Genomic DNA, 21,913 nt, shown 5'->3' with positions numbered 1-21,913 from the left:
ATGTTTTCATGGCGAAACTATCTCCCCGGCACCGCATTGCTTCTGTCCATGTTCGCATCACACCCGGCGCGGTCGGCCGATGCGATCCAGCAGCAGCTCGCCGCTGGCACTTGTGCCGCGCTGCACTCTGCAGCCACTGCTGTTCCCGGACAGGGGCCCATGCTGCTGCCAAGCTACCCCGGTCTCCAACCGGGCTCAGTACGAGCGCTGGAAAACGTAGCCTTTGTCTACGACAACGCCTTGGCGGGAATCGCACTCACGGCCTGCGGAGAACCCGCACAGGCGAAGCGCATCGCTGACGCATTCGTGCTCGCTTCGTCGCACGACCCCACTTTTCACGACGGCCGTCTGCGCAATGCCTATCGCGGTGGCGCGGTCGCCCATGACAAGGTCGAACTGCCTGGCTACTGGGAAAGCCAGGGAAACTACTGGAGTCAGGACCCTTATCAGGTGGGTACCGCCACCGGTAATGCCGCATGGGCGGCCTTGCTGCTGCTGACCGTCTATGACAGCAGCCACGACCGGCACTATCTGGACGCTGCCGTAGCACAGCTGCACTGGATACAAACCCACACCCTGGGCAGTGCGCCGGCGGCATACGAAGGTGGCCTGTTCGGCTACGACAACGCCCAGCGCGCGCAGCACTGGAAAGCCACCGAGCACAACCTGGACATCTATGCCGCCGCCACGTGGGCGGGTCGCGACGCCGGTGACGCCACGCTGATGCAACAGGCAAAAATCTCGGGCGATTTTGTGCGATCCATGTGGGACCCGACCCAACACCGCTTTCTGGTCGGCACACTGGATGACGGCAAAACGCTCTCGCGAGACAAGTCCGGAATCGACGCCCAGGTCTGGCCATTGCTTGCGTTCGACGCGCATCCGGCCGAATGGAATCAAGTGTGGCGATGGATCGAATCGCAACACCGAAGCGGCGACGGCTACGGCTACCGGCGCCAGCCCGATGGTGTATGGACGGAAGGTACCGCGCAGGTCGCCACGACCCTGTTGGCGAGCGGCAAGCCCGTGCCCGACACCTTATGGCGATTGCTGGCAGCCCAGCGCAGCCCCAACGGCATGCTCTTCGCCACACCTCAGGCGCGCATCAGCACTGATTTTGCGATCGGCCCGAGCTCCACCTACGCGGACTTTTTCTACTACCACCAGCCCCACCTCGGCGCGACGGCATGGGCCGCGCTTGCCGCTAAAGGCTGGAACCCATTCACGGGACGCCCTATCCCTCACGCGGAGCAAGCGCCATGAATTTTCCTTTCGACCACGCGACGATGCTTGAGGTCGTCGCGCTGACCTTACTGCTCGGCGCAGGACTGGCCTGTTTCGCCAACTCGCATCGCCCGTTTGATCGCATGGTTTTCGGGATCTTTTCGGGCGGCTTGCTGCTGCGCTATGCGCTTTGGCGGACCAGCAACACCTTGCCAGATGCCACGCACGGCTTCGCCAGCGTGTGGGCTTACGTGTTCTACGCCTTCGAAATGATCTCCATCACCTACACGCTCGTGGCCATCGTCGTGATGGTGCGTCGCCGTGATAACCGCCCGCAAGCCGATGCCGGCGAGGCGCGCTTGCGGGCCGCCGGCAACCGGGTGCCGGCAGTCGACGTGTTTATCGCCACCTATAACGAGGACTGGCAAATCCTGGAGAAAACCATTGTTGCCGCCAAGGCCATCGACTATCCGCATGTCCACGTGTGGGTGCTGGACGATACACGCCGGGACTGGTTGCGTGATCAATGTGAAAAACTCGGTGTGAACTACGCCCGCCGCCCCGACAATAGCCACGCCAAGGCGGGCAATCTCAACAACGGTCTGAAGCTATCGTCTGCGCGCACCAACTCTCCTTACATCCTGGTGCTGGATGCGGATTTCGCACCGCAAAAAAACATTCTCTATCGCGTGCTTGGCCTGTTTGCCGACCCCAACGTCGCGCTGGTACAGACGCCGCAGTTCTACTACAACGCCGATCCAATTCAGCACAACCTGGGCACGACCGACAGCTGGGTCGATGAGCAGCGCGTGTTCTTCGACGTGTTTCAGCCATCGCGCGACGCATGGGATTCGGCTTTTTGCGTGGGCACGTCGTTTGTGGTTTCGCGCAAGGCGATTACCAGCGCTGGCGGCTTCCCCACCGACAGCGTGTGCGAGGACATCCACACCACCTACCTGCTTCGCAGGAATGGCTACATCACACGATGGCTCAACGAGCGCCTTTCCGTGGGCCTGTCGGCCGAGGGCCTGATTGAGTACATCAATCAACGCGGCCGCTGGTGCCTCGGCACGATGCAGGTGGCCCTGCTCAGGGATGGCCCGCTGCGTGGCCCGGGCTACACCCTGATGGACCGCCTGCACTACTTCCACGGCATGTTGCACTGGCTCGGCAAGCCGTTCCTTCTGATGATGCTGATAGCCCCGGTGCTGTACTGGTATTTCGGCATTGCGGCGTTCTACACCACGCCTGAGCAGTTTCTTTTCTATGGACTGCCGGCCTTGCTCGCTTCCTGGTTCTACGGGCCCTGGATCACCGAGCGAAAAACGCTTCCGATCTTCACCGAAGTGACCCAACTGGTTGCGGCGTATGCCGTGACCATGACCATCATTTCAGCGTGTTTCAGGCCATTTGGACGTCCGTTCAAAGTGACCGCCAAGGGGCTGGACCGCAGCAAGATCGTGGTGCACTGGAAGCTCGCCGGCTTCTTCATTGCGCTGATGCTGTGCCTGCAGGCGGGCGCGGTGAATACCGTCATGCACGCCGATATGAGCGCTGGCACGGTGTTCAACCTTGGGTGGACGCTGATCGCTCTCGTGCTGAATCTGGCCGCCATCCTGGCCTGTGTGGATCTCCCTCGCCTCCGGGGCGAAGAGCGCTTTCCGTTTCAGGGCGTCGCCCGTTGGCGACTCGGAGCGCATGAGGAAACCACCGCATTCATCGATATCTCATTGAGTGGAGCAGCCTTGCGGAGAAGCCCGGCCATGCCTTCCCCTGGCGAGCGCTTGAGCGTGTTGATTCCCGACGTGGGCTGGGTGCCGTCGCGCGTGGCCCGTCACAGCAAGCGGCGGTTGTGCCTGCAATTTGAGCTCAATGAAACGTTGCGCCACCGCCTGATCGAGCGCCTTTTCGGCCACGCGCCACACAACATCGCCACCACGGCGCGGCCGCTACGCGCCTTCCTCAGCCTGGCACGCCTCTCCGGCCTGCCCGTTCCTCCTTCGCGCTGATTCCGGAGACCGCCATGAAACCCTCTTTGCTAGCCGCCTCACTCGCGACCGTCCTGTTGACCGCCTGCACGCTGGAGCCGACCTATCAGCGGCCCACCATGCCTGTAGCGGATAGCTACCCGGAGCAAGCCAAGAACACGGGCGCGGCGAACACACCAATCGCGCCTGATCTGGACTGGCGTGATTTCTTCAAGGACCCCGTGCTGCAACGGCTGATCGATATTGCGCTTGCCAACAATCGCGATCTGCGCATAGCGGCTGCCAATATGTCGGCGGCGCGCGCAGGTTACGGCGCCGCGCGCGCCAGTCTGTTCCCGGAGATTGATCTGCAGGGCTACGCCGGGCGCCAGCGTCTGCCCGGCATGACCCAACAACCAAGCAATGGCCTGCTGGGACCGATCCAGAACAATCGCAAGACCGCGAGCACCTTCAATACCTTTCAGGTGCAGGCAGGCCTGACCAATTACGAACTCGATTTCTTTGGCCGCCAACGCTCCACCGTGAAGGAGTCGGGCAAGATGGCAGAAGCCAGCGCCGCGGATTACCAGTCGGTGCGCATCGCCCTGATCGGCGAGGTGGCCAATGCCTATCTCGCGCTCAATGCTGACCGTGCACTGCTGCAGTTGTCCCAGCAGACGCTCGACGCGCAGCAGCAGTATGCACAGATACTGCAGAAAGCTTTCCACGATGGCGGCGTGTCGGAGTTCGATATGCGCCGCTCGCAGACCCAGGTGAACACGGCGCAAGTGGATGTCGCCGACATGCAAACCCGCGTCGCGAGGGACATCAACGCCATGACCGTGCTGATCGGCCAACCGCTGCCCGCCAGCTACGCCACGCCGAGCCAGTGGCAAGCCCCCCTGCTGACCGACGTACCGGCGGGGCTGCCCTCGTCGCTGCTCGACCGCCGCCCGGACATCATTGCCGCCGAAGACCGATTGCGCGCGGCTAATGCGGACATCGGCCGCGCGCGCGCCGCCTTCTTCCCCAACATCGTCCTCACCGCCGCACTCGGCTCCCTGAGTGGCGGGCTCTCCAACCTGTTCTCCGCCGGCTCACTGGCGTGGAACGCGGGCACCGCCGCCGCCGTGCCGCTACTGGACTGGGGAAAGAACAAGAACGAGCTGTCTGCCAGCAAGGCGCGTTACGCCGGGGTGACTGCCGCGTACGAACAGACCGTGCAGGTGGCATTCCGCGAAGTGGCCGACGCCCTGGCCGTACGCGACCACATCGAACCGCAGCTTACGGCTCAGCAGGCATTGGTCGACCAGTCGCAACACGTCTACACCATTTCGCAGGTGCGCTTTAAAGAAGGGCTGGACGACTACACCGCCACCCAGGACGCGCAGCGTTCGCTGTACGCGGCACAGCAGAAACTGGTCAGCCTGCAGCTCGATCAGGCCATCAATCAGGTCAACCTGTACAAGGCTCTCGGAGGCGGCTGGAACGGTAGCGGCGGCCAGGCCACGGGAGTCGCCCGGGCATCATTACCCCGGTCGGATACCGCCAGTCCCCGATAATTCCCGGGCCGGGCACCCCACTGGAGGGCCTGCCTGTCTGGCGTGCCGCCCATCGCCCGTCGGCGCCTTGTTCCTGAATCGTCACGAATTTTCCGCTAGACTGACCATTCCGCCCGTGATCGGGCTGCATCCGCACGAGTAATGAACGAGGACCCTGGCAGTACCAGCGGCCCGGCCCACCGCAAATGGTGGGATCGACTGGGCCACCTGTTTTCCGGCGAGCCGCGCAACCGGAAAGAGCTCATTGATGAGCTGCGCACCGCCCAGGCCAATGGCCTGATGTCCAATGACACCCTCACCATGGTGGAGGGTGCGATCAAGGTCACCGAGCTGAGCGTGGACGATGTGATGGTGCCGCGCGCCCAGATCGTCATGCTCTCCGCCGACGCGCCGCTGCGCGAGATCCTGGACACCGTGGTCGAATCCGGCCATTCGCGTTTCCCCGTCCATGGCGAAGACAAGGACGACATTCTCGGCATCCTGCTTGCCAAAGACCTGCTGAAATTCGTCGGCGACGGCAACCATTTCGATATCAGCACGGTGCTGCGCCCCGCGGTGCTCATTCCCGAGGCCATGCGCCTGAATGTGCTGCTGGCCGAGTTCCGCCATACGCGCAATCACATGGCGCTGGTGGTGGATGAATACGGCGGCGTGGCCGGCCTCATCACCATCGAAGACGTGCTGGAGCAGATTGTCGGCGAAATCGACGACGAGCACGACGACGAGGAAGAACCCAAGCTCATGCATGAGCAGTCCGGCGGTGGCTGGGTCGTCAGCGCCCTCACCCCGATTGCCGACTTCAACGAGCAGACCGGCGCGCATTTCTCCGACGAAGAGTTCGACACCGTCGGCGGCATGTGCACGTCCGAGTTTGGTCATCTGCCGGAAGTGGGTGAAGAGATCGCTATTGGCGACTACCTGTTCCACGTAACCGAAGCGGACGACCGCCGCGTGCAGGCGTTCCGCGTGACTCGTCTGCAGGAAAGCTGATCGTGCACCTTCAGGGCAGGAAGCCGTCACCGGCTATTTCCACAGGGTTCCCGCGGATAATGGCCGGCCTCGCCCTGCTGTTGCTGTGCTTTGCACTTGGCTGGTCGCCACGTGCGCAGGCAGGCGTGGCGAATGCGCCGGGCGCCAATCTGGAAGTGTCGCTGGTCACCTACGGCCCCGGCGACACGTACTGGGAGCGCTTCGGGCACGACGCCATCGAACTGCGCGACGTGGTGAGCGGCGAAGCCGTCACCTTCAACTACGGCGTGTTCGACTTCGACGAAAAAGGCTTTCTGCTGCACTTCGCCGCAGGACGCATGCATTACCTGATGGATGCCGCTACCACCGAGGTGGACCAGAAGTACTACATGGACGTTGGCCGCTCCGTGACCCGGCAGCGCCTGACATTCACGCCGGCACAGGCTTCGGATCTGCGCGACTTCCTGCTGTGGAACCTGCAGCCTGAGAACGTCCGGTACGACTACGACTACTACGCGCAGAACTGCGCCACGCGCGTTCGCGACGCGCTGGACAAGGCGCTAGGCGGCGTAGTGAAACACCAACTGGAAAACAGGCCCGGCGGCATGACCTACCGCCAGCAGACAGCCCGCCTGATGAGCCAACAGGCCTGGCTGATGCTGATACTCGATCTGGGCCTGGGACCGTACGCCGACCAGCCGCTCAATGCCTGGCAGGAAAGCTTCCTGCCAATGGTGCTGCAGACGGAAATCAGCCACGTCACCATCACCGATGCGCAAGGCAACGCGCACGCATTGGTGCAGGATGAACAGCTGCTCTCGCCCAATCGACTCGACCCGCCACCCGCGCAGGCACCGGATCTACGCCTGCCGCTGGCGCTGGCCGGCTTGATCTTCGGTATTTTGCTAATCGCCGCACGCCGCTACGCACCCATGGTATATGCGCTGCTTGGATCGCTTTATCTGGTACTCGCCGGCTTCGTTGGCATCGCCTTGCTGGTGCTGTGGACCCTGACCACTCACCACTCTGCCTGGGCCAACGCCAACCTGCTGCTGTTCAACCCGCTGGCGCTTCTGCTGATCGCCGCCGTGTGGCGTACCCGCCGCGGCGCAGCCGTCTCTCGCCGTATCGACCTACTGATCGCGCTGCAAATGCTGGCGGCACTGGCCGCCATCCTTTTGCATCTGCTGCCCGGCGTCGTGCAGCAGAATCAGCCGTGGATTTTGTTTGCGCTGCCGTGCTGGCTGGCGCTGACGTGGAGTTTGAGACGCGCACCTTTTGCACACGGGACGGCAAGATGACTGAGGTGTCGTTGCCCTGCCACACGTCGGGGCGCATCATTCGGCCATGCAGATGACCACCTCACCGCCCGCCACTGTCGCTCCGTCCAACTCCATGGTGATCAATTGCGTTGCCTATCGCTTCGACGGGCAGCGCATTGGCGATATCAGCCTCGACGACATCAGCGAGGTACTGAAGCATCCAGATACCTTCGTCTGGGTGGGGCTACACGAGCCGGACGCTCCCCTGCTCGACAAGATTCAGGAAGAGTTCGATCTGCACGATCTCGCCATCGAAGATGCGCAACACGCCCATCAACGCACCAAGATCGAGACCTATGGCGACTCGCTTTTCATAGTGGTGCAGACCGCGCAGCTGGTAGGCGGGCACATTGCCTTTGGCGAGACGCACATTTTCCTTGGCGCCCGCTACCTGGTCACTGTTCGCCACGGTGCCTCGCTTTCCTATGCCCCCGCCCGGCGCACGTGCGAGCATTCGCCCGAGTTGCTCGCACTAGGGCCGAGCTACGGGCTTTACGGGGTCCTCGACTTCATTGTCGACAATCTATTGCCGATCGTGCGCGACTTCCGGGAGGAGCTGCAGGAGCTGGAGAAGGACATCTTCTCCGACACCTTCAAACGCAGCACGGTTCGCCGCCTTTACGACATGCAACGCGATCTGATGACCTTGCGGCTCGCCGCAGCGCCTCTACAGGACATCATCAGTCAGCTGGTGCGCCTGCATCCGCAACTGATTCCCGATGAGCTTCGCGCTTATTTCCGCGATATCTATGACCATGTCTTCCGGGTCAACGAGTCGATCAGCGCGATGCGTGAAATGCTCGCTGCCGCCATCAACGTGAATCTTTCGCTGGTGACGTTTGGGCAGAACGAGGTGATGAAGCGCTTGGCGGGTTACGCGGCCATGCTTGCCGCACCCACGCTGATCACCAGCTGGTACGGCATGAACTTCGCGCACATGCCGGAACTTGCTCAACCGTGGGCGTACCCGGTGATTATCGGCGTGGTGGGGACACTGGTCGGAAGCATCTACTACTTCCTCAAACGGTCAAAGTGGCTATAAGCCTGCACCACACGTGAGCTGAAGAAAAATGGCGGCCCTTTGGCCGCCATTTTCGTATCTGCTTACTTTTCGGGCGTCTTCGCCGCGTCAGTGGAAGTCCACTGCTTCAACCATGCGTTGACCGTCTCATGCCACTGCACGCTGTTCTGCGGCTTGAGCACCCAATGGTTCTCATCCGGGAAGTGCAACAGTTTGCTCGGAATGCCGCGACGCTGCAGCGCCGTGAAGGCACCCAGGCCTTGCGTATCCGGAATGCGGAAGTCCTTGGCGGAATGGATCACCAGCATCGGCACGCGCCAATCCTTGACGTGGTTGAGCGGGTTGAACTTCTCGTAGTTCTCCGGATGCTCAAACTGGGTACCAGCGTTCTCGCGCTCTTCGAACCACAGTTCTTCGGTGTCGTAATACATCGCACGCGTATCGAACACGCCATCGTGATCCACCAGACACTTCCACGGCTGGTTCCACACGCCCGCGATCCAGTAGGTCATGTAGCCGCCGTAGCTGGCGCCGAGCGCACAGGCGCGATCACCATCGAGGAAGCTGTACTTGGCGAGCGCGGCGCTCCAGCCCTTCTTGAGATCTTCCAGCGGCTTGCCGCCCCAGTCACCCGAGATGGAGTCCGTGAATGCTTTGCCATAGCCGGTTGAGCCATGGAAGTTGATCGTGACCACCGCAAAACCCTGACCGGCATAGGTCTGCGGATTCCAGCGATAGCTCCAGCCATTGCTCATGGCACCCTGCGGGCCACCATGAATGATGAAGGCCACAGGGTACTTCTGACCGGCCTTGTAGTTGGCCGGCTTCACCACGTAGCCCTGCACGGTTTCGTTGTTCCAACCCTTGAAGGTGAAGAACTCCGGGTCGCCCATCTGGGTGTTCTTCAGGCGCGCCGCATTGTAGTGCGTGACCTGCTTGAGGCCCTTGCCCTGCAGGTCGGCCACATACAGATCCGACGGATGATTCAGGTCATCGCGTTGCACCAACAGCCTCGACTTGCCCAGCGAGAAACCGCCGATGTCACCGTCGGTCACGAGCGTCGTGACTTTGCCAGTGGCAGCATCGATAGCAAACAACGGGTGCTGACCATTGTCGTCGGCGGTGGCATAGAGCGTTTTGCCATCGTCGGAGATCTGCAGGTTGCCGGCGGAACGATCCCAGTCGGGCGCCACTTCACGCTTCTGCCCGGAGGCGAGATCCAGCGCCATGATGCCGAAGCGATCCGACTCGGATACCGGCGTCTTCATGGCGATGTAGTAAAGCGTCTTGCCATCGGGCGACGGCACCGGCAGCGCATCCCATGCCAGGTTGGCTGCCGTGAGGTTATGCGGTGCCGCCGAACCATCGGCCGGCACGCTATACACGTCGAAGTTGGTCGACCACGGCTCCGTCTTGCCCGCGATGCGCACGTCGAAATACACCGTCTTGCCGTCGGGAGAGAAACTGAATTCGCCGTCGTCGCCGAAGGGCTTGCTCGGCACATCGCCGTCAATGCCGCGCGTCAACAACTGCGGCTGCCCGGAGGCATCGTCCAGATCGGCAATAAATAGCTGCGCGCGACGCCCATCGGCCCAGGTGTCCCAATGGCGCACGAAGAGCTTGTCGTAGACCGTGCCCGACGCCTTGTCCGCGGCGCGACCATCCAGGCGCTCCTTGTTGCAGGCGAGATCAGCGCAATCGGTGAACACGCCAAAGGTCAGCAGCACCTTCTTGCCGTCGGGCGACACCTTGTAGCCATCCACATCGACAGGTGCATGCGTCACCTGGACGGCTTGCCCCGACGGACCCAGCGGACGACGCCACAGCTGCGACACGCCATCCTTGTCTGCCACGTAATAGAAAGCCTTGCCATCCGGCGCCCAGCGCGGCGACGACGCCTTGTCGACCACCTTCACCGGCAGGCCACCCTTATCCAGATCAAGCAGGTAGATAGCGGTCACTCCCTTGTTGGCCGCGTAATCGGTAGCGCGCACGGCATAGAGCGCGTAATGGCCATCCGGCGACAGCTGAGGGTCGCTGACCCGATCCATCATTACCAGATCGCGAATAGTGAAGGGATGCGGGCCACGGGTTTCGACCTCAGCCGCCACGGCGGAGGTGGTGGCTAGCGCAAGCGCCAGCGCGGCAAACAACGGTTTCATCGAAGGGAGTCCCTGGGTGCTACGAAAGCGTTGACGGTAAGGGGCATCCCATGGTGATGCAAGGTACGGTGCCGTATGTCCCCGCTTGCCCACGATGACCGAAGGTGGGGGCCGTAAGGCTCATTTCCTTTCCGGACAAGTTGTGACCGCCATCACGTGACCTGCAGCACGCCCAGTAAACCAAGACATGCCAATGAACGAATGGCACACTTCGAGCTGAAAATGCCGCTAGCGCTCGATATCAAGCGCCACTCTCGCCCCCAACCGACTAGCCATGCCAACAACCACCGCCACTCTTCGCTCCATGTCCCGCTGGGAGGCCGCCAGCATCCATTTGGCAATCAGCGTCTTTACGGCACTTTGCACAGCCGCTTTGCTCTATTTGCTTTGGTTCCCCCCGCCGTACTTCGTCGCTGCGGGAGCCTCTACCCTGATGCTTCTGATCATGGGCGTGGATGTGGTCATGGGGCCACTACTGACGTTGGTGGCTTTCAGTGCAACCAAGTCGAAGCGAATGCTACGCATTGACCTGACCATCATCGGTCTGTTGCAGGTAGCGGCATTTGCCTATGGCTTGAGCGTCATCTGCCAAGCCAGACCGATCTATGTCGTGGCAGCGGTAGACCGGCTAGTGGTGGTGTCCGCCAACGAGCTTTCCGATGCGGATCTTGAGAAAGGCAAGACACCCGAGTTTCGCCGTCGATCCTGGACCGGACCTAAACTTGTCGGCGCGCAGCCGAATGCCGCTGACGCCCCCAGTGTCGTGATGCAGGCATCGTCTGGTGGCAACGACATCGACCACCTGCCTAAGTACTACGTGGCCTACGATCAGGTGTCGCAATCCCTACTCCGGCATGCTCACCCGCTTAGCAAGCTAAAGGGCATCGAGGCAGCACAGCAAGCAGATCTCCAGCAACTGACTGACAAGGCCAAGGAGCGGGGTGATTCGCTGGTCTACGTCCCCCTACAAACACGCAAGGCAGATTTTGCCGCAATCTTGAGTACCCAAACGCATCGGCCTGTTGCGGTCGTTTCCGCCAATCCGTGGTAGCAAGACCAAAAGCGGCAGGCGGCACAGGCAAAAAGTGACGCACCACGTCACTTTTTGCCTGTGCACGACGCCAGGGCAAATGAACCTGCGATCCACCCCACAGTACTGAGCAATGCCGCGGCCAGCTTGCTTGCTCGCCATCGTGACCGTATGCACAATCCATGCACCCGGATAACAACGGGGACCTTAGAGTGGCATGCGTGGCATGCATGATGCTGCAAGTGTCGCGAGCTTCCTGGTCGTTCCAGACCGCTGTAAGGGGGTCCGTTCCCGCCTAGGGGGAAACGGGACCGGGGCTCAGGGGGCAATACCGGTTAGCTAATCAACAGAGGAACTACCATGAAGAAGACCATCCAGAAGGGCTTTACCCTGATCGAACTGATGATCGTCGTGGCGATCATCGCGATCTTGGCCGCTATCGCGATCCCGCAGTACCAGAACTACACCACCCGCGCCAAGGTTTCGGAAGGCATTGTGCTGGCTGACGCGGCAAAGCTCGCTGTGTCCGAGACGGTGTCCAGCAACTTCGGTACCGCCATCGTTGCTTACGCCGGCACCGGTGCTGCCGCCCAGGGCTCCTACGGCTATGAATTCACCTCCACCAGCAATGTACAAAGCATCGCCATTGCCGCCACTGCCGCGACTCCTGCTGCGACCGATGGTCAGATCACCGTCACCTACGCTGCGACGTTCCCGGTTCCGGGCATGGTGCTTCACCTGACCCCGGGTAGCGGCACGATCGTTGCCACCACCGGCCTGCCGACCGGTCCGATGCTGGCTGGTCAGCCGGTTGTGTGGGGTTGCGATGCGAATGCCGTGGCCGCCAACTACAAGTTCGTTCCCGCCAACTGCCGCTCCTAATTCGAGTAGCACGAAAGCAGTGTTTGAAGAAGCCGCCCTCGGGCGGCTTCTTTTTTTGCCTTGCCCATGGAGGCACCGAACGACTCCGAAACACATCGGCGCCACACGCTTATCTATGGGCTAAAGGACATGAAGAGGTAAGCTGCCAGGAACTCTCGCCATCACTTCGACATCGTGACGCCTGCCCCCATGACACGACGCCTGAGCAGACTCCTGCTGACCTTGGCGCTAGTTACTACCGCCAGCATTTACTGGCCTGGGCTATATGGCGGCTGGCTATTCGACGATTATCCGAACATTGTCGACAACCATGGCGTGCAACCGGCATCCGGCGATATCAGCTCGCTGATCGGTGCCGCACTTTCTTCCCCCGCCAGCGACTTCAAACGCCCGCTGGCATCTCTTTCGTTTGCAGCCAACTTTCTTGCCAGCGGCCTTGATCCGTTTTGGATGAAGCAGACCAATCTGGTCATTCATCTGCTCAACGGCGTGCTGGCCTATCTGCTCGCCCTGGCCGTGTTTCGTGCCACCGCCAAAGAGCCTAATGAGAAAACCATCGGGCTATTAGCCGTTCTTGTAGCTACAAGCTGGCTATTGCTGCCAATCAATGTGACATCGGTACTCTACGTTGTGCAGCGCATGGAGAGCATGGCAAATCTGTTTGTCATGCTTGGGTTGCTCGGCTATGTCGCAGGGCGACGACGCATGCTCGCCGGCGACTCGAACTGGAGATGGCTGAGCTTAACCGCGGCAAGCATCACGCTTCCAACCGCGATCGGTGCGCTGGCCAAGGAAACCGCCGTCATGCTGCCGCTGTACGCGCTACTGACGGAATACATGCTGTTTGGGTTCCTCCGACAAGATAAGCATGACAAGGATTGGCGCATTGTCACGCTGTTCGTCGTTGTACTAGCGCTACCCATGGCGCTCGGCCTTGCCTGGCTGATACCGAGCCTGACGCGCCCGGAAGCATGGGCAACGAGAGATTTCAACATGGGCACGCGCTTGCTCACCGAAGCACGCGTCGTTACCGACTACATCAACTGGACCCTGCTTCCGCTCCCCCATTCGCTTTCGTTTTATTACGACGACTACCCGATTTCCAATGGCCTGTTTTCACCCTGGTCGACTGCGGCAAGCCTGTGCACCCTGATCGCGCTAGCGACGGTCGCCCTTTGGCTGCACAAGCGGCGACCTGCCGCTGCGCTAGGTATCGCGCTATTTCTGGGCTGTCATTTGTTGACTGGCACCATACTTCCGTTGGAGCTGGTGTATGAGCACCGTAACTATTTCGCCAGTTTTGGCCTGATGTTGGCTTTGGTTTCGCTCTTATTCGACAGGAGCACCCAACAATCGGCAATGGCACACCGCGCCAGCGTCGCCCTGATGACTGCGCTTTTGCTCTGGTGGACTGGTCTTACCGCAACTACCGCCTTCGCTTGGGGCGAGCCTCTACGATTAGCCCTGATGCTCGCCGAGCGAGCCCCTCACTCACCTCGTGCGCAGTATGAATTAGGTCGCACGTACATCATTTACTCGAAGAACGATCCGTCGTCACCCTATACACAGCTTGCCTACGCTCCGCTGGAACGCGCAGCCGCACTCCCAAAATCATCGATCCTTCCGCAACAAGCATTGATCTTCATGAATTCGCGCATGAGCCTGCCGCTGAAAGAAGCATGGTGGGAAAGCATGGATGTCAAACTCCGCGCGCAACGCCCCGGCGTGCAAGACGAAAGCTCGCTTGCCGCTTTGGTCCAATGTGCCGAGCACGGCCAGTGCAAACTCCCACCGGATCGCATGCAGACTACGTTCGAAGCGGCAATGAGTCATACCAATCCGAGCCCGCGCTTGCTGTCTACGTATGCCGAGTACGCGTGGAACGTTGTGGATGATCAATCGTTAGGCGTTGAACTACAAACGCGTGCCGCTGACGGCGCACCTCATGAACCAGCGTACCTGGTGACGTTGATCCACATGTTGCTTGCGAGAGGCGAGCATGAGGAAGCTCAAAACCGCCTTGAACAACTTGAGCGCCTGAACGTGGGCGGCCATCTGGATTCGCAGATCGATACGTTACACAGACAGATAGATAGCGATACATCGCCCGGGCAAAGCTCGCCATGATTGTCCAGTTGATGAAGGGGAGTCTGTGGACGGCTGCGGTGCTGGCCCTACGACTAGCTACTCAGGCCGGCAGCCTCGTGTTGCTCACGCGGCTGTTTGGACCCCAGACCTACGGCCACTTTGCGTCCGCCGCTGCACTCGCCGTGGTAATGGGCACGCTGCCCAACCTGGGGAGTGGCTATCTGCTGCTGAAGAAGGGTTCGCGTGACATCAACGCAACAGCAGACTTGTGGCGCTATGCGTGGCCATTGACCGCGGTGTTGGGTACCACCCTGTTGGCAGCGTACGTCATTTGTGGACACTGGCTTGCGCAGGGGCTATTGGCATGGCCGATCCTGCTGTATATCGGCACCACTGAGCTTCTCGCAACGCCTTTTACGATGCTTTTCAGCTTCGCTCTGCAAGCGGGCGAGCGTGTGCCGACGAGTCAATTCGTGCAATGGTTGCCTCTCGGCTTGCGCGTCATGGTGGCCGTCCCTTGTTTCTTGCTCCCTTCATCAGAGCGGCTATCCGCTTACGTGATGCTTCAGTTTCTGGCATCCGTATTAGGTGCACTGTTTGGCTGGGTCATCACCCGCCGGCATATTCGCCTGGATTGGCAACCGCGCACGGCGACCGCAAATGAGCTCAAAGAGGGGAGCTCCTATGCAGCCATGCTTATTGTCTCTGCCAATCCCACTGAGCTGGATAAGATCATGGCTGTGCGCCAGGTCGGGGCCATGGATGCAGGCATCTATATTGCCGGCTCGCGTGTTATGGGGGCACTCGTTATGCCGGTGCTGGCCATGTTGTTGACGGCGCAGCCTCGACTGTTTCGCCACGCCCACGAACAGACCAATGCATCCCGTAGGCTTGTAAGAACCATTTTCTTGCTTGCTTTGACCTGGGGCGCACTGAGTGGCGCAGTGCTGGCCGCGGCCAGCCCGCTTCTACCGCAATTGTTTGGTGATGGCTACTTGCCTACCGCGCAACTGATGCCATGGATGGCAGTGACTGCACCCTTCTTGTCACTACGGCTCGCCGCAGGAAGTGTGCTGATTTCACTTGGCCATCCGCTTGAGCGTGTTAGCTTCGAACTTTGCGGCGTTGCGCTGCTGCTGATCGGCATGCTGGCTTTTACCCATTTCATGGGTGTACTAGGCCTGGTCGTGGCCGTCATCTTGGCCGAAGCTGCGATGTGTGTACTCGGACTAACCCTTGTCAATCGCCACATTAGACGTGGCGCTTGATCTGTCAGATCCGCCGCTGGCACCAGGCGATACTTACCCCGCGCTGCAATGCATGCCATGGAGTCCACGACCTATAGCGCATGCTCCGCACCGCCGCTCTGGTCATCAGAACGGGAACCCGCAGCATCGTAAAGAGACTCATCTCGAAGAAGTTGCGCGCGAGTTTGCGCGCCAGCAGCAGGTGCGCGACCACCACCTGCGTCTCGTAAAAGAGCGAGCCAAGCCCGCTGCTTGCCGAACCTTCGTGATTCACAAGCAACTTGGACAAATGCACCCACGCACCGGGGTCCTTCGACACGCGCCATGCCAGCTCACAGTCTTCGCCGTACATGAAGAAACTTTCATCGAACAGCGGTGATGGTGTCCGTTTCACATCCAGCCACAAACAGCAACCGCTGGCATAGGGGAAAGACCCGAGGACGGCGTGAGCAAACTGAAGCCCAGTCCAGCGCTGGTAGTGCAGCCGCCCCTGCCTATGTCCGGCGTGCTGGATATCCATGCTGATAAGCACAGCATCGGGATGCTCCCTTGAAGCTTGCATCAACGCTTTGACGGCCCCATTCCGCAAGGTGGCATCATTGTTAATGAGGACTACCCATGCGGCATCAAACTGACGCATGCAAGCCTGAAGCGCGCGGTTCACGCCAGCGCCAAACCCGAGATTCGCTGGACTGATCTCAATGATCACTCGTGGATCAGCATCAAAAGCGACGCGAATCTGTGCGGCTGATTCGCCACCGTCCGCTGAGTTGTCCCACACCACGATATGGAAAATATCTTGAGCGAACAAGGATCGAATACAAATGATGCTACGCGCGGCGTCCCGGTAATTCAGGAGAACGCCTGCAATGGTGGCGCGCTCCATCAGTCCGATTCCTTGCGTGCGGACATGACCAATTCTTCAGAGAGGTACGGACTGATTGTCGCCAATCCATCGACCCACCAGTGAGATAATGGTGGCACCTGCCTGCCCATGCGACACGAAAGCTCTGCAGAAGTCTGCAATATGTAGCGCGAGCCACGCCCGCGCCGATGCGCCCTTACAGAGGTGAAGCCGGCCCCCAGCAGCAGGGCCCGCAATGCTTTCGGCGTCAGCACAGTAATGTGTCGTGGCGGTTCAAGGCCCCGCCAGGCTTCACCATATCGTCGATGGCCGAGGCTAGTCGCATTGGGTGTGGCCAGCCATACAAAGCCACCGGGCCGAAGCCGATCAAAAAGCTGACTGACGAATGCCCGTGGTTCGTGCACATGCTCAATCACATGCGATGACGTGATGGCATCAAACTGGGCCGATGTGTCGAACGCGTCCAATGTGCCGTTGAATACGCTGAGCCCAGCGCCGCGCGCGGCTTCGGCGGCAATAGGATCTGGTTCTACACCTTGCACCAGCCAGCCGGCCGCTTTTGCGCGCAACAGGAAAACGCCGTTGCCACACCCCACATCAAGTAACCGCCCCCGCCTGGAGGGCAAGTGGCGATAGAAGTAGTCCAGCTGCTGACGCAGAGGGGGTAGCCAGGGCATTACGCAACGACCAGTGGCAACCGAAGGTTTTCGCATGGCACCGAAGCGAGCATTCATGTAACCGTTTGATATGCGCCACAACAAAGACGTTCCGTTGTCTGTCGCGTAGCTCGCTTGGCCATCTGCATGTGTATGGTATGAGGCATAGGCCTTGCCTATGGCCTCACGCTTTGGACGTGTATCCAAATAGAGGCTTCCGCATTCAAGGCACCTCCACATGGACCACTCCCCGGAGACATCTTCCAGATGGTCGCGCAACCCCCGGTAGGCCGGGGTACGCCGCGCCGAACAGCAAGCGGGGCAGGACTTCACCGACTCCAGCTCACTGGCTGCCCAATACGTAGCGATAGGCTCAGTCACGTCGCGGCCGCCCTTTGATCAGCTCAAGGTAAAGCGAGATGTACGCCGCCATTGCACGCTCTTCACAGAAGTGGGCTACAACGCGCTGACGTCCCGCCTCACCAAGACGCGCGCAAAGCGACGTGTCAGCCAAGAGCATGCGAGCGTAGGCAGCCAGCTGAACGACATCATTCATCCGCGCAAGCAACGCCGTTTCACCATGAATGCATACTTCTGCTGTACCAGTGCTATCGAAACCGAGCACAGGCAATCCGCACGCCATAGCCTCGACGGCCACATAGCCAAATGCCTCATAACGCGTCGGTACAAGCACCGCATCAACCCCTTGATAGACCGCAGGCATCTCCTCGGGGCTAACTCTCGATAGCAGACGCATGGATGGGGGTAGCTCTCGTGCGTCAAAGGAGTGGCGCAGGCCACCAAGGCATTGAATGTCGAACTCACTCCCGAGCCTTACCGCCAGCTCCGGAAGAACATCCGCCCCTTTCCACCGCGACGGATTGCCAACAAACAGCAATCGAAAGGGCCTACCCGCAACTCGAGGCACGGGTTGGGCTGGCGAATAAGCCTTGGTATCGACCCAATTGTGAATCACGTGAACCGGGTGCTGGAGGTTGCGGCGCATGGCCCGCGCGGCATGCTCGCTGACCGCGACTATGGTATCGGCGGCACGATAGGAGCGTTCTACACACTGACTCACGAATAAGTTGTGATAAACCGTCTGAAGCCTTCCTCGGTGGGGAAGGAATTCAGGATGACGAATGTACTGGTGTTCCGTAACCACCAGAGGGATGTCTTCACGTCTGAATGCGAAACCCTGCCAGCTGCCGGCGTGGACCAGATCCGTGCCCACTGGCGCCTGGACATCTCGCAGCTTCCAGGGTTTCCATTCATAGGCCCGGTCAAACCACTGTAGCTGTGGATCGTGTCCCGCACGCGCCAAGCCCTCGGCAAGGCGCATCATGAAGACGTCTGCGCCACTACCCGCACGCAGGCAAGGCAACCAAACCCTGAGCGTGCGCCGTGTCATGAGGCCCGTTTCTTGACTAGTGCAGACAACAAATCCGCATATTGATCACTGGCCTTTCGCCAAGAGAATAGCTGTTCTGCACGCAGTCTTCCCGACATTCCGAGTCTTGAACGCTCAGCTGAATCCCTCAGTAGGTGGTTGATCGTATTGGCGAGCGCCGAGTGATTCGTCGCATCAACAGATACTCCGCCCGCAGCACCCGTTAAATCGTGCACTGCAGGCACGTCACCCACAACGACAGGGCATGCACATGCCATGGCTTCAGCCACAACCAATCCCAAACCTTCTTGGTCACCACTACCGGCTTCGATAAAGGGCGCAACAAACAGGCAAGCGCGCCGATAATGATCGGCCAACGCTTCCTGTGGCAAAGCGCCGACAAACTGAACGTGCTGTTCCAATGTGAGATCACGGGTAATTTGCCGCAATCGCTGCTCCTCGGGGCCAAAACCCACGATAGTCAGTCGTGCCTTCGGATGCTCAACAAGGATTTGAGGTAATGCGTGCAGCAGGTGGTGAAGCCCCTTCTTCTCCACCAAACGCCCCACAAACAGCAGTTCATTGGGGTTGCGCCCTTTCCCGCCCGGAGTAAAGCGGCTATCTGTATCCACTCCCATCGGCATAACCGCCGTCTTGACCCCGGAGGATTCTGTCAGCAGGCGGACACGCATCGCCTCGCTAACCAAGGTAACAATAGCTGCACGCCCCAGCACCCAGCGGCGCATACGGGCGAACCATCGACCCCGTAAACCGTACAGATCGGCGCCATGCGAGGTTACGACCCATGGCACGTCACGTAAGGCAATCGCAGCAATCAAGCCCTGCGGCAACATCCAATGCGCGTGTACCACGTGCGGACGGTAGCTGCGCACTGCCTTGCGCACCGCGTACCACTGTCCAAGCAGGAACCCAGGCACCAGCAGCCATTTCCAGGGTGACCGCTTAATGTTTGCAAGCATGCCACCATCGTTGACCAAGGTTTCCCAAGCTCTAGGTGCGTAGCGGTAACGATGCACAACCACTCCGTCGAGCGTTTCGCGATTTTTGGCACCTGGAGCATGCGGTCCAATCACGTGCACATCGAATCTGTCGGTGAGCCGTCGCGCCAATTCGTGTACGAAACCCGGTTCGGGATCTCCGCTCCAGCGCGGATAGGTTGACGTCAGCACCAGCAAGCGCGGCCGCTCGCACGTTGACCCCTGCTCAGTCATTCCGGCGATAGGTGAGTGACGTTATCTGCTCTGACACAAGGCCGATCAGAAAAATGATCACCGCCGCGCTCCATAGCAGGGCACTTCCGTTGGTCAAACGGCCATACGTCAGGAACGTTCGCAAGTAGTTGCAGCAGCCTAGTAGAAAAAAAAGCGCACTTGCCGGTGCAAACAACTTTAGTGGCGAATAGAGCGTGGCGATCTTGAAAATAATCAGCAAGAAGCGCACACCGTCCTTCAATGGCTTAATGTGACTTTTTCCGACGCGCTGAGCTGCCTTGATGGGTACGTAGGCCACTCCATATGCGCTGCGAAAGAACGCCATGGTGCTCGTCGTCGGGTACGAAAACCCATTAGGCAACAGATGCAGGAATTCCCGAAATTTATCAGCTTTTACTGCGCGATAACCGGATGTAAGGTCTGCAACCCGATGCCCGGTCATGCGCGTGGCCAACCAGTTGTAGATGGTATTGGCAACTCCACGCCCCACGCCCGCTTGACTATCCCAATCGCGTGCGCCGACGACCATGTCGTACCCCTCATTAAGACGCTCCAGCAAACGAGCAATATCCACCGGATCGTGCTGACCGTCTCCATCCATAAATACAAAGAGTTCGCCACCAGCGGCCCGAGCACCACGCTTGATTGCCGCACCGTTACCCATTGAATAGGGCGATGAGAGGCACTTGACCCCAGCCATTTCACAGATGGCAACGGTATCGTCGGTCGAACCGTCATCCACAACGATGATTTCCGCGCCAGGCTGGGCGGAACGGATACGCGGCAGGAGCTCTTTGAGGGCTGCCCCCTCGTTTTTTGCAGGAAGAATGATGCTTAGACGATTCAAGGGCGTGTTCCAAGAATGGATTGGCATGATAACCCGATGTATGTCGCAACAAGGCTACTCATCAGGCAACACCCAAGGAAAAGCCAGCCTCTCTGATAGAACCTAGCTCCGCCTCTGGCGTCCGATAACCGATCTAACAGCACCTATGACATGGCCTGCATCGTCACCTGAAATCGCTGGGGACAGCGGCAGGCTGACGGTCTGGCGTCCAACGCGCATAGCATGGGGCCATTGTTCCGGACGCCAGCCAAATCGCTCCTGGTAGAATGGGTGCTCATGCAACGGAAGGTAGTGAACCCCGGCACCGAACCGGGCCACATTCATCGCCTCGAGAAACGCGTCTCGCTCCGAGCCACCATGCGCCTTGTCAATCATTAACGTGTAGAGGTGATTCCTGTGGCGCGATCAGGCTCCGGAGCAGCTGGCAACTCCACTGGCAGCTTGGCGAGCGCCTCGTCTTAGCGCTGCCAAAGCTCCCGGCGACACCTCCAGTCTTGCTCGACACACGCCAGCTGATCGATACCGATGGCCGCCTGTAGATCCATCATGTTGTATTTGAGGCCGCCCTCGACCACACCTGGTAATGCCGGCACCCCTTATCGCTGAAACGGCGCCAAGCGTCTTTATTCATGCCGCGGAGGGCCAGGATAAGCGCCCGGGCGATACGCTCTTCGTCGCGCCCCAGGATCATGCCACCCTCGCCCGTCACCACGTTTTTGGTGGCATAGAAGCTGTAGAAGCCAAAATCACCGAAGGTACCAACGTGCTTGCCACGGAACTCGGTCTCGATGGCGTGGGCACAATCCTCGATCACCATGAGGCCATGGCGCTGTGCAATTGCCATGATCTTGTCCATGGCGCAGGAGCGCCCCGCGAAGTGCACAGGAAGAATGGCCGGCATACGTGAGGTAATGGCCGCTTCAATAGCAGCCGGATCGATGTTCTGGGTGACCGAATCCACGTCGTCGAGCACCGGAATCAGTCCGGCATGCATGATGGCGTTGACCGTGGTACAGAAGGTAAGCGGGGTGGCGATGACCTCGCTACCCGGTTCTAGGACCGCCGCCACCATGCTGACGTGCAAAGCCGCCGTACAGGAGTTGGCGGCAGCAACGCGCGAGGACGCTCCCCCCCTCCAGGTGGCAAAATTCTGTTCGAACTGCGCTATTCGCGGCCCCGTGCCCAGCCAACCTGAACGCAGGCAGGCCTCGACTCCCGCTATCTCAGCCTCTTCGATACGCAGCGCGCCAAAAACCAGAAAGGGCCGGACGCTCTCTGCGTTCGTCGAGGGGCCAGAATCTCCCTTTAGAGCAGGCTCTTCTATCCCAACAGGGGCACTAAGTCCATGCTTCAGGGCATGGAGGCACGGCTGTTGCATGCCATGATGCGGCACCGGTAGCGAAAAAGATTTGTGCACCTCGTCACCCCTGGGGGCCTCCCCTGTCGCCA

General features: G+C 59.9%; 19 protein-coding genes. 10 read left to right on the top strand and 9 right to left on the bottom strand.

Annotation, left to right across the window (positions count from 1 at the left end; translation table 11 throughout):
• The 6 genes from OQE56_RS06535 (at position 1) to OQE56_RS06510 (ending at position 8,086) form a co-directional block, all read left to right on the top strand.
• Entirely contained in the window at positions 1-1,263 is a 1,263-nt protein-coding gene (locus tag OQE56_RS06535) for a hypothetical protein (RefSeq protein ID WP_267222699.1), read from the top strand.
• Positions 1,260-3,233 carry a glycosyltransferase gene (locus tag OQE56_RS06530; RefSeq protein ID WP_267222697.1) on the top strand — a complete coding sequence of 658 codons (1,974 nt, stop codon included), beginning with the start codon at positions 1,260-1,262 and terminating at the stop codon, positions 3,231-3,233. Before OQE56_RS06535 ends, OQE56_RS06530 begins: the two co-directional genes overlap by 4 nt.
• A 14-nt stretch (positions 3,234-3,247) precedes the next feature.
• Positions 3,248-4,753, top strand: a complete 1,506-nt coding sequence (locus OQE56_RS06525; protein ID WP_267222695.1) for an efflux transporter outer membrane subunit — start codon at positions 3,248-3,250, stop codon at positions 4,751-4,753.
• 141 nt (positions 4,754-4,894) lie between these two features.
• A complete protein-coding gene (locus OQE56_RS06520) occupies positions 4,895-5,743 on the top strand; it encodes a CorC family transporter (protein WP_267222693.1) in 849 nt (282 codons plus the stop codon).
• Between the two features lie 59 nt (positions 5,744-5,802).
• Positions 5,803-7,023 carry a lipoprotein N-acyltransferase Lnb domain-containing protein gene (locus tag OQE56_RS06515; protein WP_267222691.1) on the top strand — a complete coding sequence of 407 codons (1,221 nt, stop codon included), beginning with the start codon at positions 5,803-5,805 and terminating at the stop codon, positions 7,021-7,023.
• 46 nt (positions 7,024-7,069) lie between these two features.
• Positions 7,070-8,086 (top strand): magnesium and cobalt transport protein CorA, encoded by a 1,017-nt coding sequence (locus OQE56_RS06510; protein WP_267222689.1) that lies wholly within the window; start codon positions 7,070-7,072, stop codon positions 8,084-8,086.
• A gap of 62 nt (positions 8,087-8,148) precedes the next feature.
• On the opposite strand, the gene OQE56_RS06505 is transcribed toward OQE56_RS06510, so the two are convergent.
• Positions 8,149-10,227, bottom strand: coding sequence for a S9 family peptidase (locus OQE56_RS06505; protein WP_267222687.1), 2,079 nt, complete (start codon positions 10,225-10,227; stop codon positions 8,149-8,151).
• A 274-nt stretch (positions 10,228-10,501) separates the two neighbouring features.
• Between OQE56_RS06505 and tfpZ the strand changes: the two genes are divergently transcribed.
• The 4 genes from tfpZ (at position 10,502) to OQE56_RS06480 (ending at position 15,495) form a co-directional block, all read left to right on the top strand.
• Positions 10,502-11,278: a TfpX/TfpZ family type IV pilin accessory protein gene (gene tfpZ, locus OQE56_RS06500; RefSeq protein ID WP_323748560.1), complete on the top strand. Its 777-nt coding sequence runs from the start codon at positions 10,502-10,504 to the stop codon at positions 11,276-11,278.
• A gap of 339 nt (positions 11,279-11,617) precedes the next feature.
• Positions 11,618-12,139 carry a pilin gene (locus tag OQE56_RS06490; RefSeq protein ID WP_323748559.1) on the top strand — a complete coding sequence of 174 codons (522 nt, stop codon included), beginning with the start codon at positions 11,618-11,620 and terminating at the stop codon, positions 12,137-12,139.
• 189 nt (positions 12,140-12,328) lie between these two features.
• A complete protein-coding gene (locus OQE56_RS06485) occupies positions 12,329-14,266 on the top strand; it encodes a hypothetical protein (protein WP_267222683.1) in 1,938 nt (645 codons plus the stop codon).
• Positions 14,263-15,495 (top strand): lipopolysaccharide biosynthesis protein, encoded by a 1,233-nt coding sequence (locus OQE56_RS06480; protein ID WP_267222681.1) that lies wholly within the window; start codon positions 14,263-14,265, stop codon positions 15,493-15,495. Before OQE56_RS06485 ends, OQE56_RS06480 begins: the two co-directional genes overlap by 4 nt.
• Positions 15,496-15,499: 4 nt before the next feature.
• On the opposite strand, the gene OQE56_RS06475 is transcribed toward OQE56_RS06480, so the two are convergent.
• The 8 genes from OQE56_RS06475 to OQE56_RS06440 form a co-directional block, all read right to left on the bottom strand.
• Positions 15,500-16,360, bottom strand: a complete 861-nt coding sequence (locus tag OQE56_RS06475) for a glycosyltransferase (protein WP_267222679.1) — start codon at positions 16,358-16,360, stop codon at positions 15,500-15,502.
• On the bottom strand, positions 16,360-17,202 hold the full coding sequence (locus OQE56_RS06470; RefSeq protein ID WP_267222678.1) for a class I SAM-dependent methyltransferase: 843 nt from the start codon (positions 17,200-17,202) through the stop codon (positions 16,360-16,362). Before OQE56_RS06470 ends, OQE56_RS06475 begins: the two co-directional genes overlap by 1 nt.
• 166 nt (positions 17,203-17,368) lie before the next feature.
• Positions 17,369-18,340, bottom strand: coding sequence for a glycosyltransferase family 4 protein (locus tag OQE56_RS06465; RefSeq protein WP_267222676.1), 972 nt, complete (start codon positions 18,338-18,340; stop codon positions 17,369-17,371).
• Positions 18,341-18,402: 62 nt separating this feature from the next.
• On the bottom strand, positions 18,403-19,575 hold the full coding sequence (locus OQE56_RS06460; protein WP_267223391.1) for a glycosyltransferase family 4 protein: 1,173 nt from the start codon (positions 19,573-19,575) through the stop codon (positions 18,403-18,405).
• Between the two features lie 34 nt (positions 19,576-19,609).
• Positions 19,610-20,464 (bottom strand): glycosyltransferase family 2 protein, encoded by an 855-nt coding sequence (locus OQE56_RS06455; RefSeq protein ID WP_267222674.1) that lies wholly within the window; start codon positions 20,462-20,464, stop codon positions 19,610-19,612.
• Between the two features lie 102 nt (positions 20,465-20,566).
• Positions 20,567-20,839: a DegT/DnrJ/EryC1/StrS family aminotransferase gene (locus OQE56_RS06450; protein WP_267222671.1), complete on the bottom strand. Its 273-nt coding sequence runs from the start codon at positions 20,837-20,839 to the stop codon at positions 20,567-20,569.
• 83 nt (positions 20,840-20,922) lie between these two features.
• Positions 20,923-21,009 carry a hypothetical protein gene (locus tag OQE56_RS06445; protein WP_267223390.1) on the bottom strand — a complete coding sequence of 29 codons (87 nt, stop codon included), beginning with the start codon at positions 21,007-21,009 and terminating at the stop codon, positions 20,923-20,925.
• Positions 21,009-21,842 carry a DegT/DnrJ/EryC1/StrS family aminotransferase gene (locus OQE56_RS06440; protein ID WP_267222669.1) on the bottom strand — a complete coding sequence of 278 codons (834 nt, stop codon included), beginning with the start codon at positions 21,840-21,842 and terminating at the stop codon, positions 21,009-21,011. Before OQE56_RS06440 ends, OQE56_RS06445 begins: the two co-directional genes overlap by 1 nt.
• Positions 21,843-21,913 lie beyond the last annotated feature (71 nt).

It is taken from the genome of Dyella silvae, assembly GCF_026421305.1.
GTDB classification, from domain to species: domain Bacteria; phylum Pseudomonadota; class Gammaproteobacteria; order Xanthomonadales; family Rhodanobacteraceae; genus Dyella; species Dyella silvae.
This window is presented reverse-complemented; position numbering and strand designations above follow the sequence as displayed.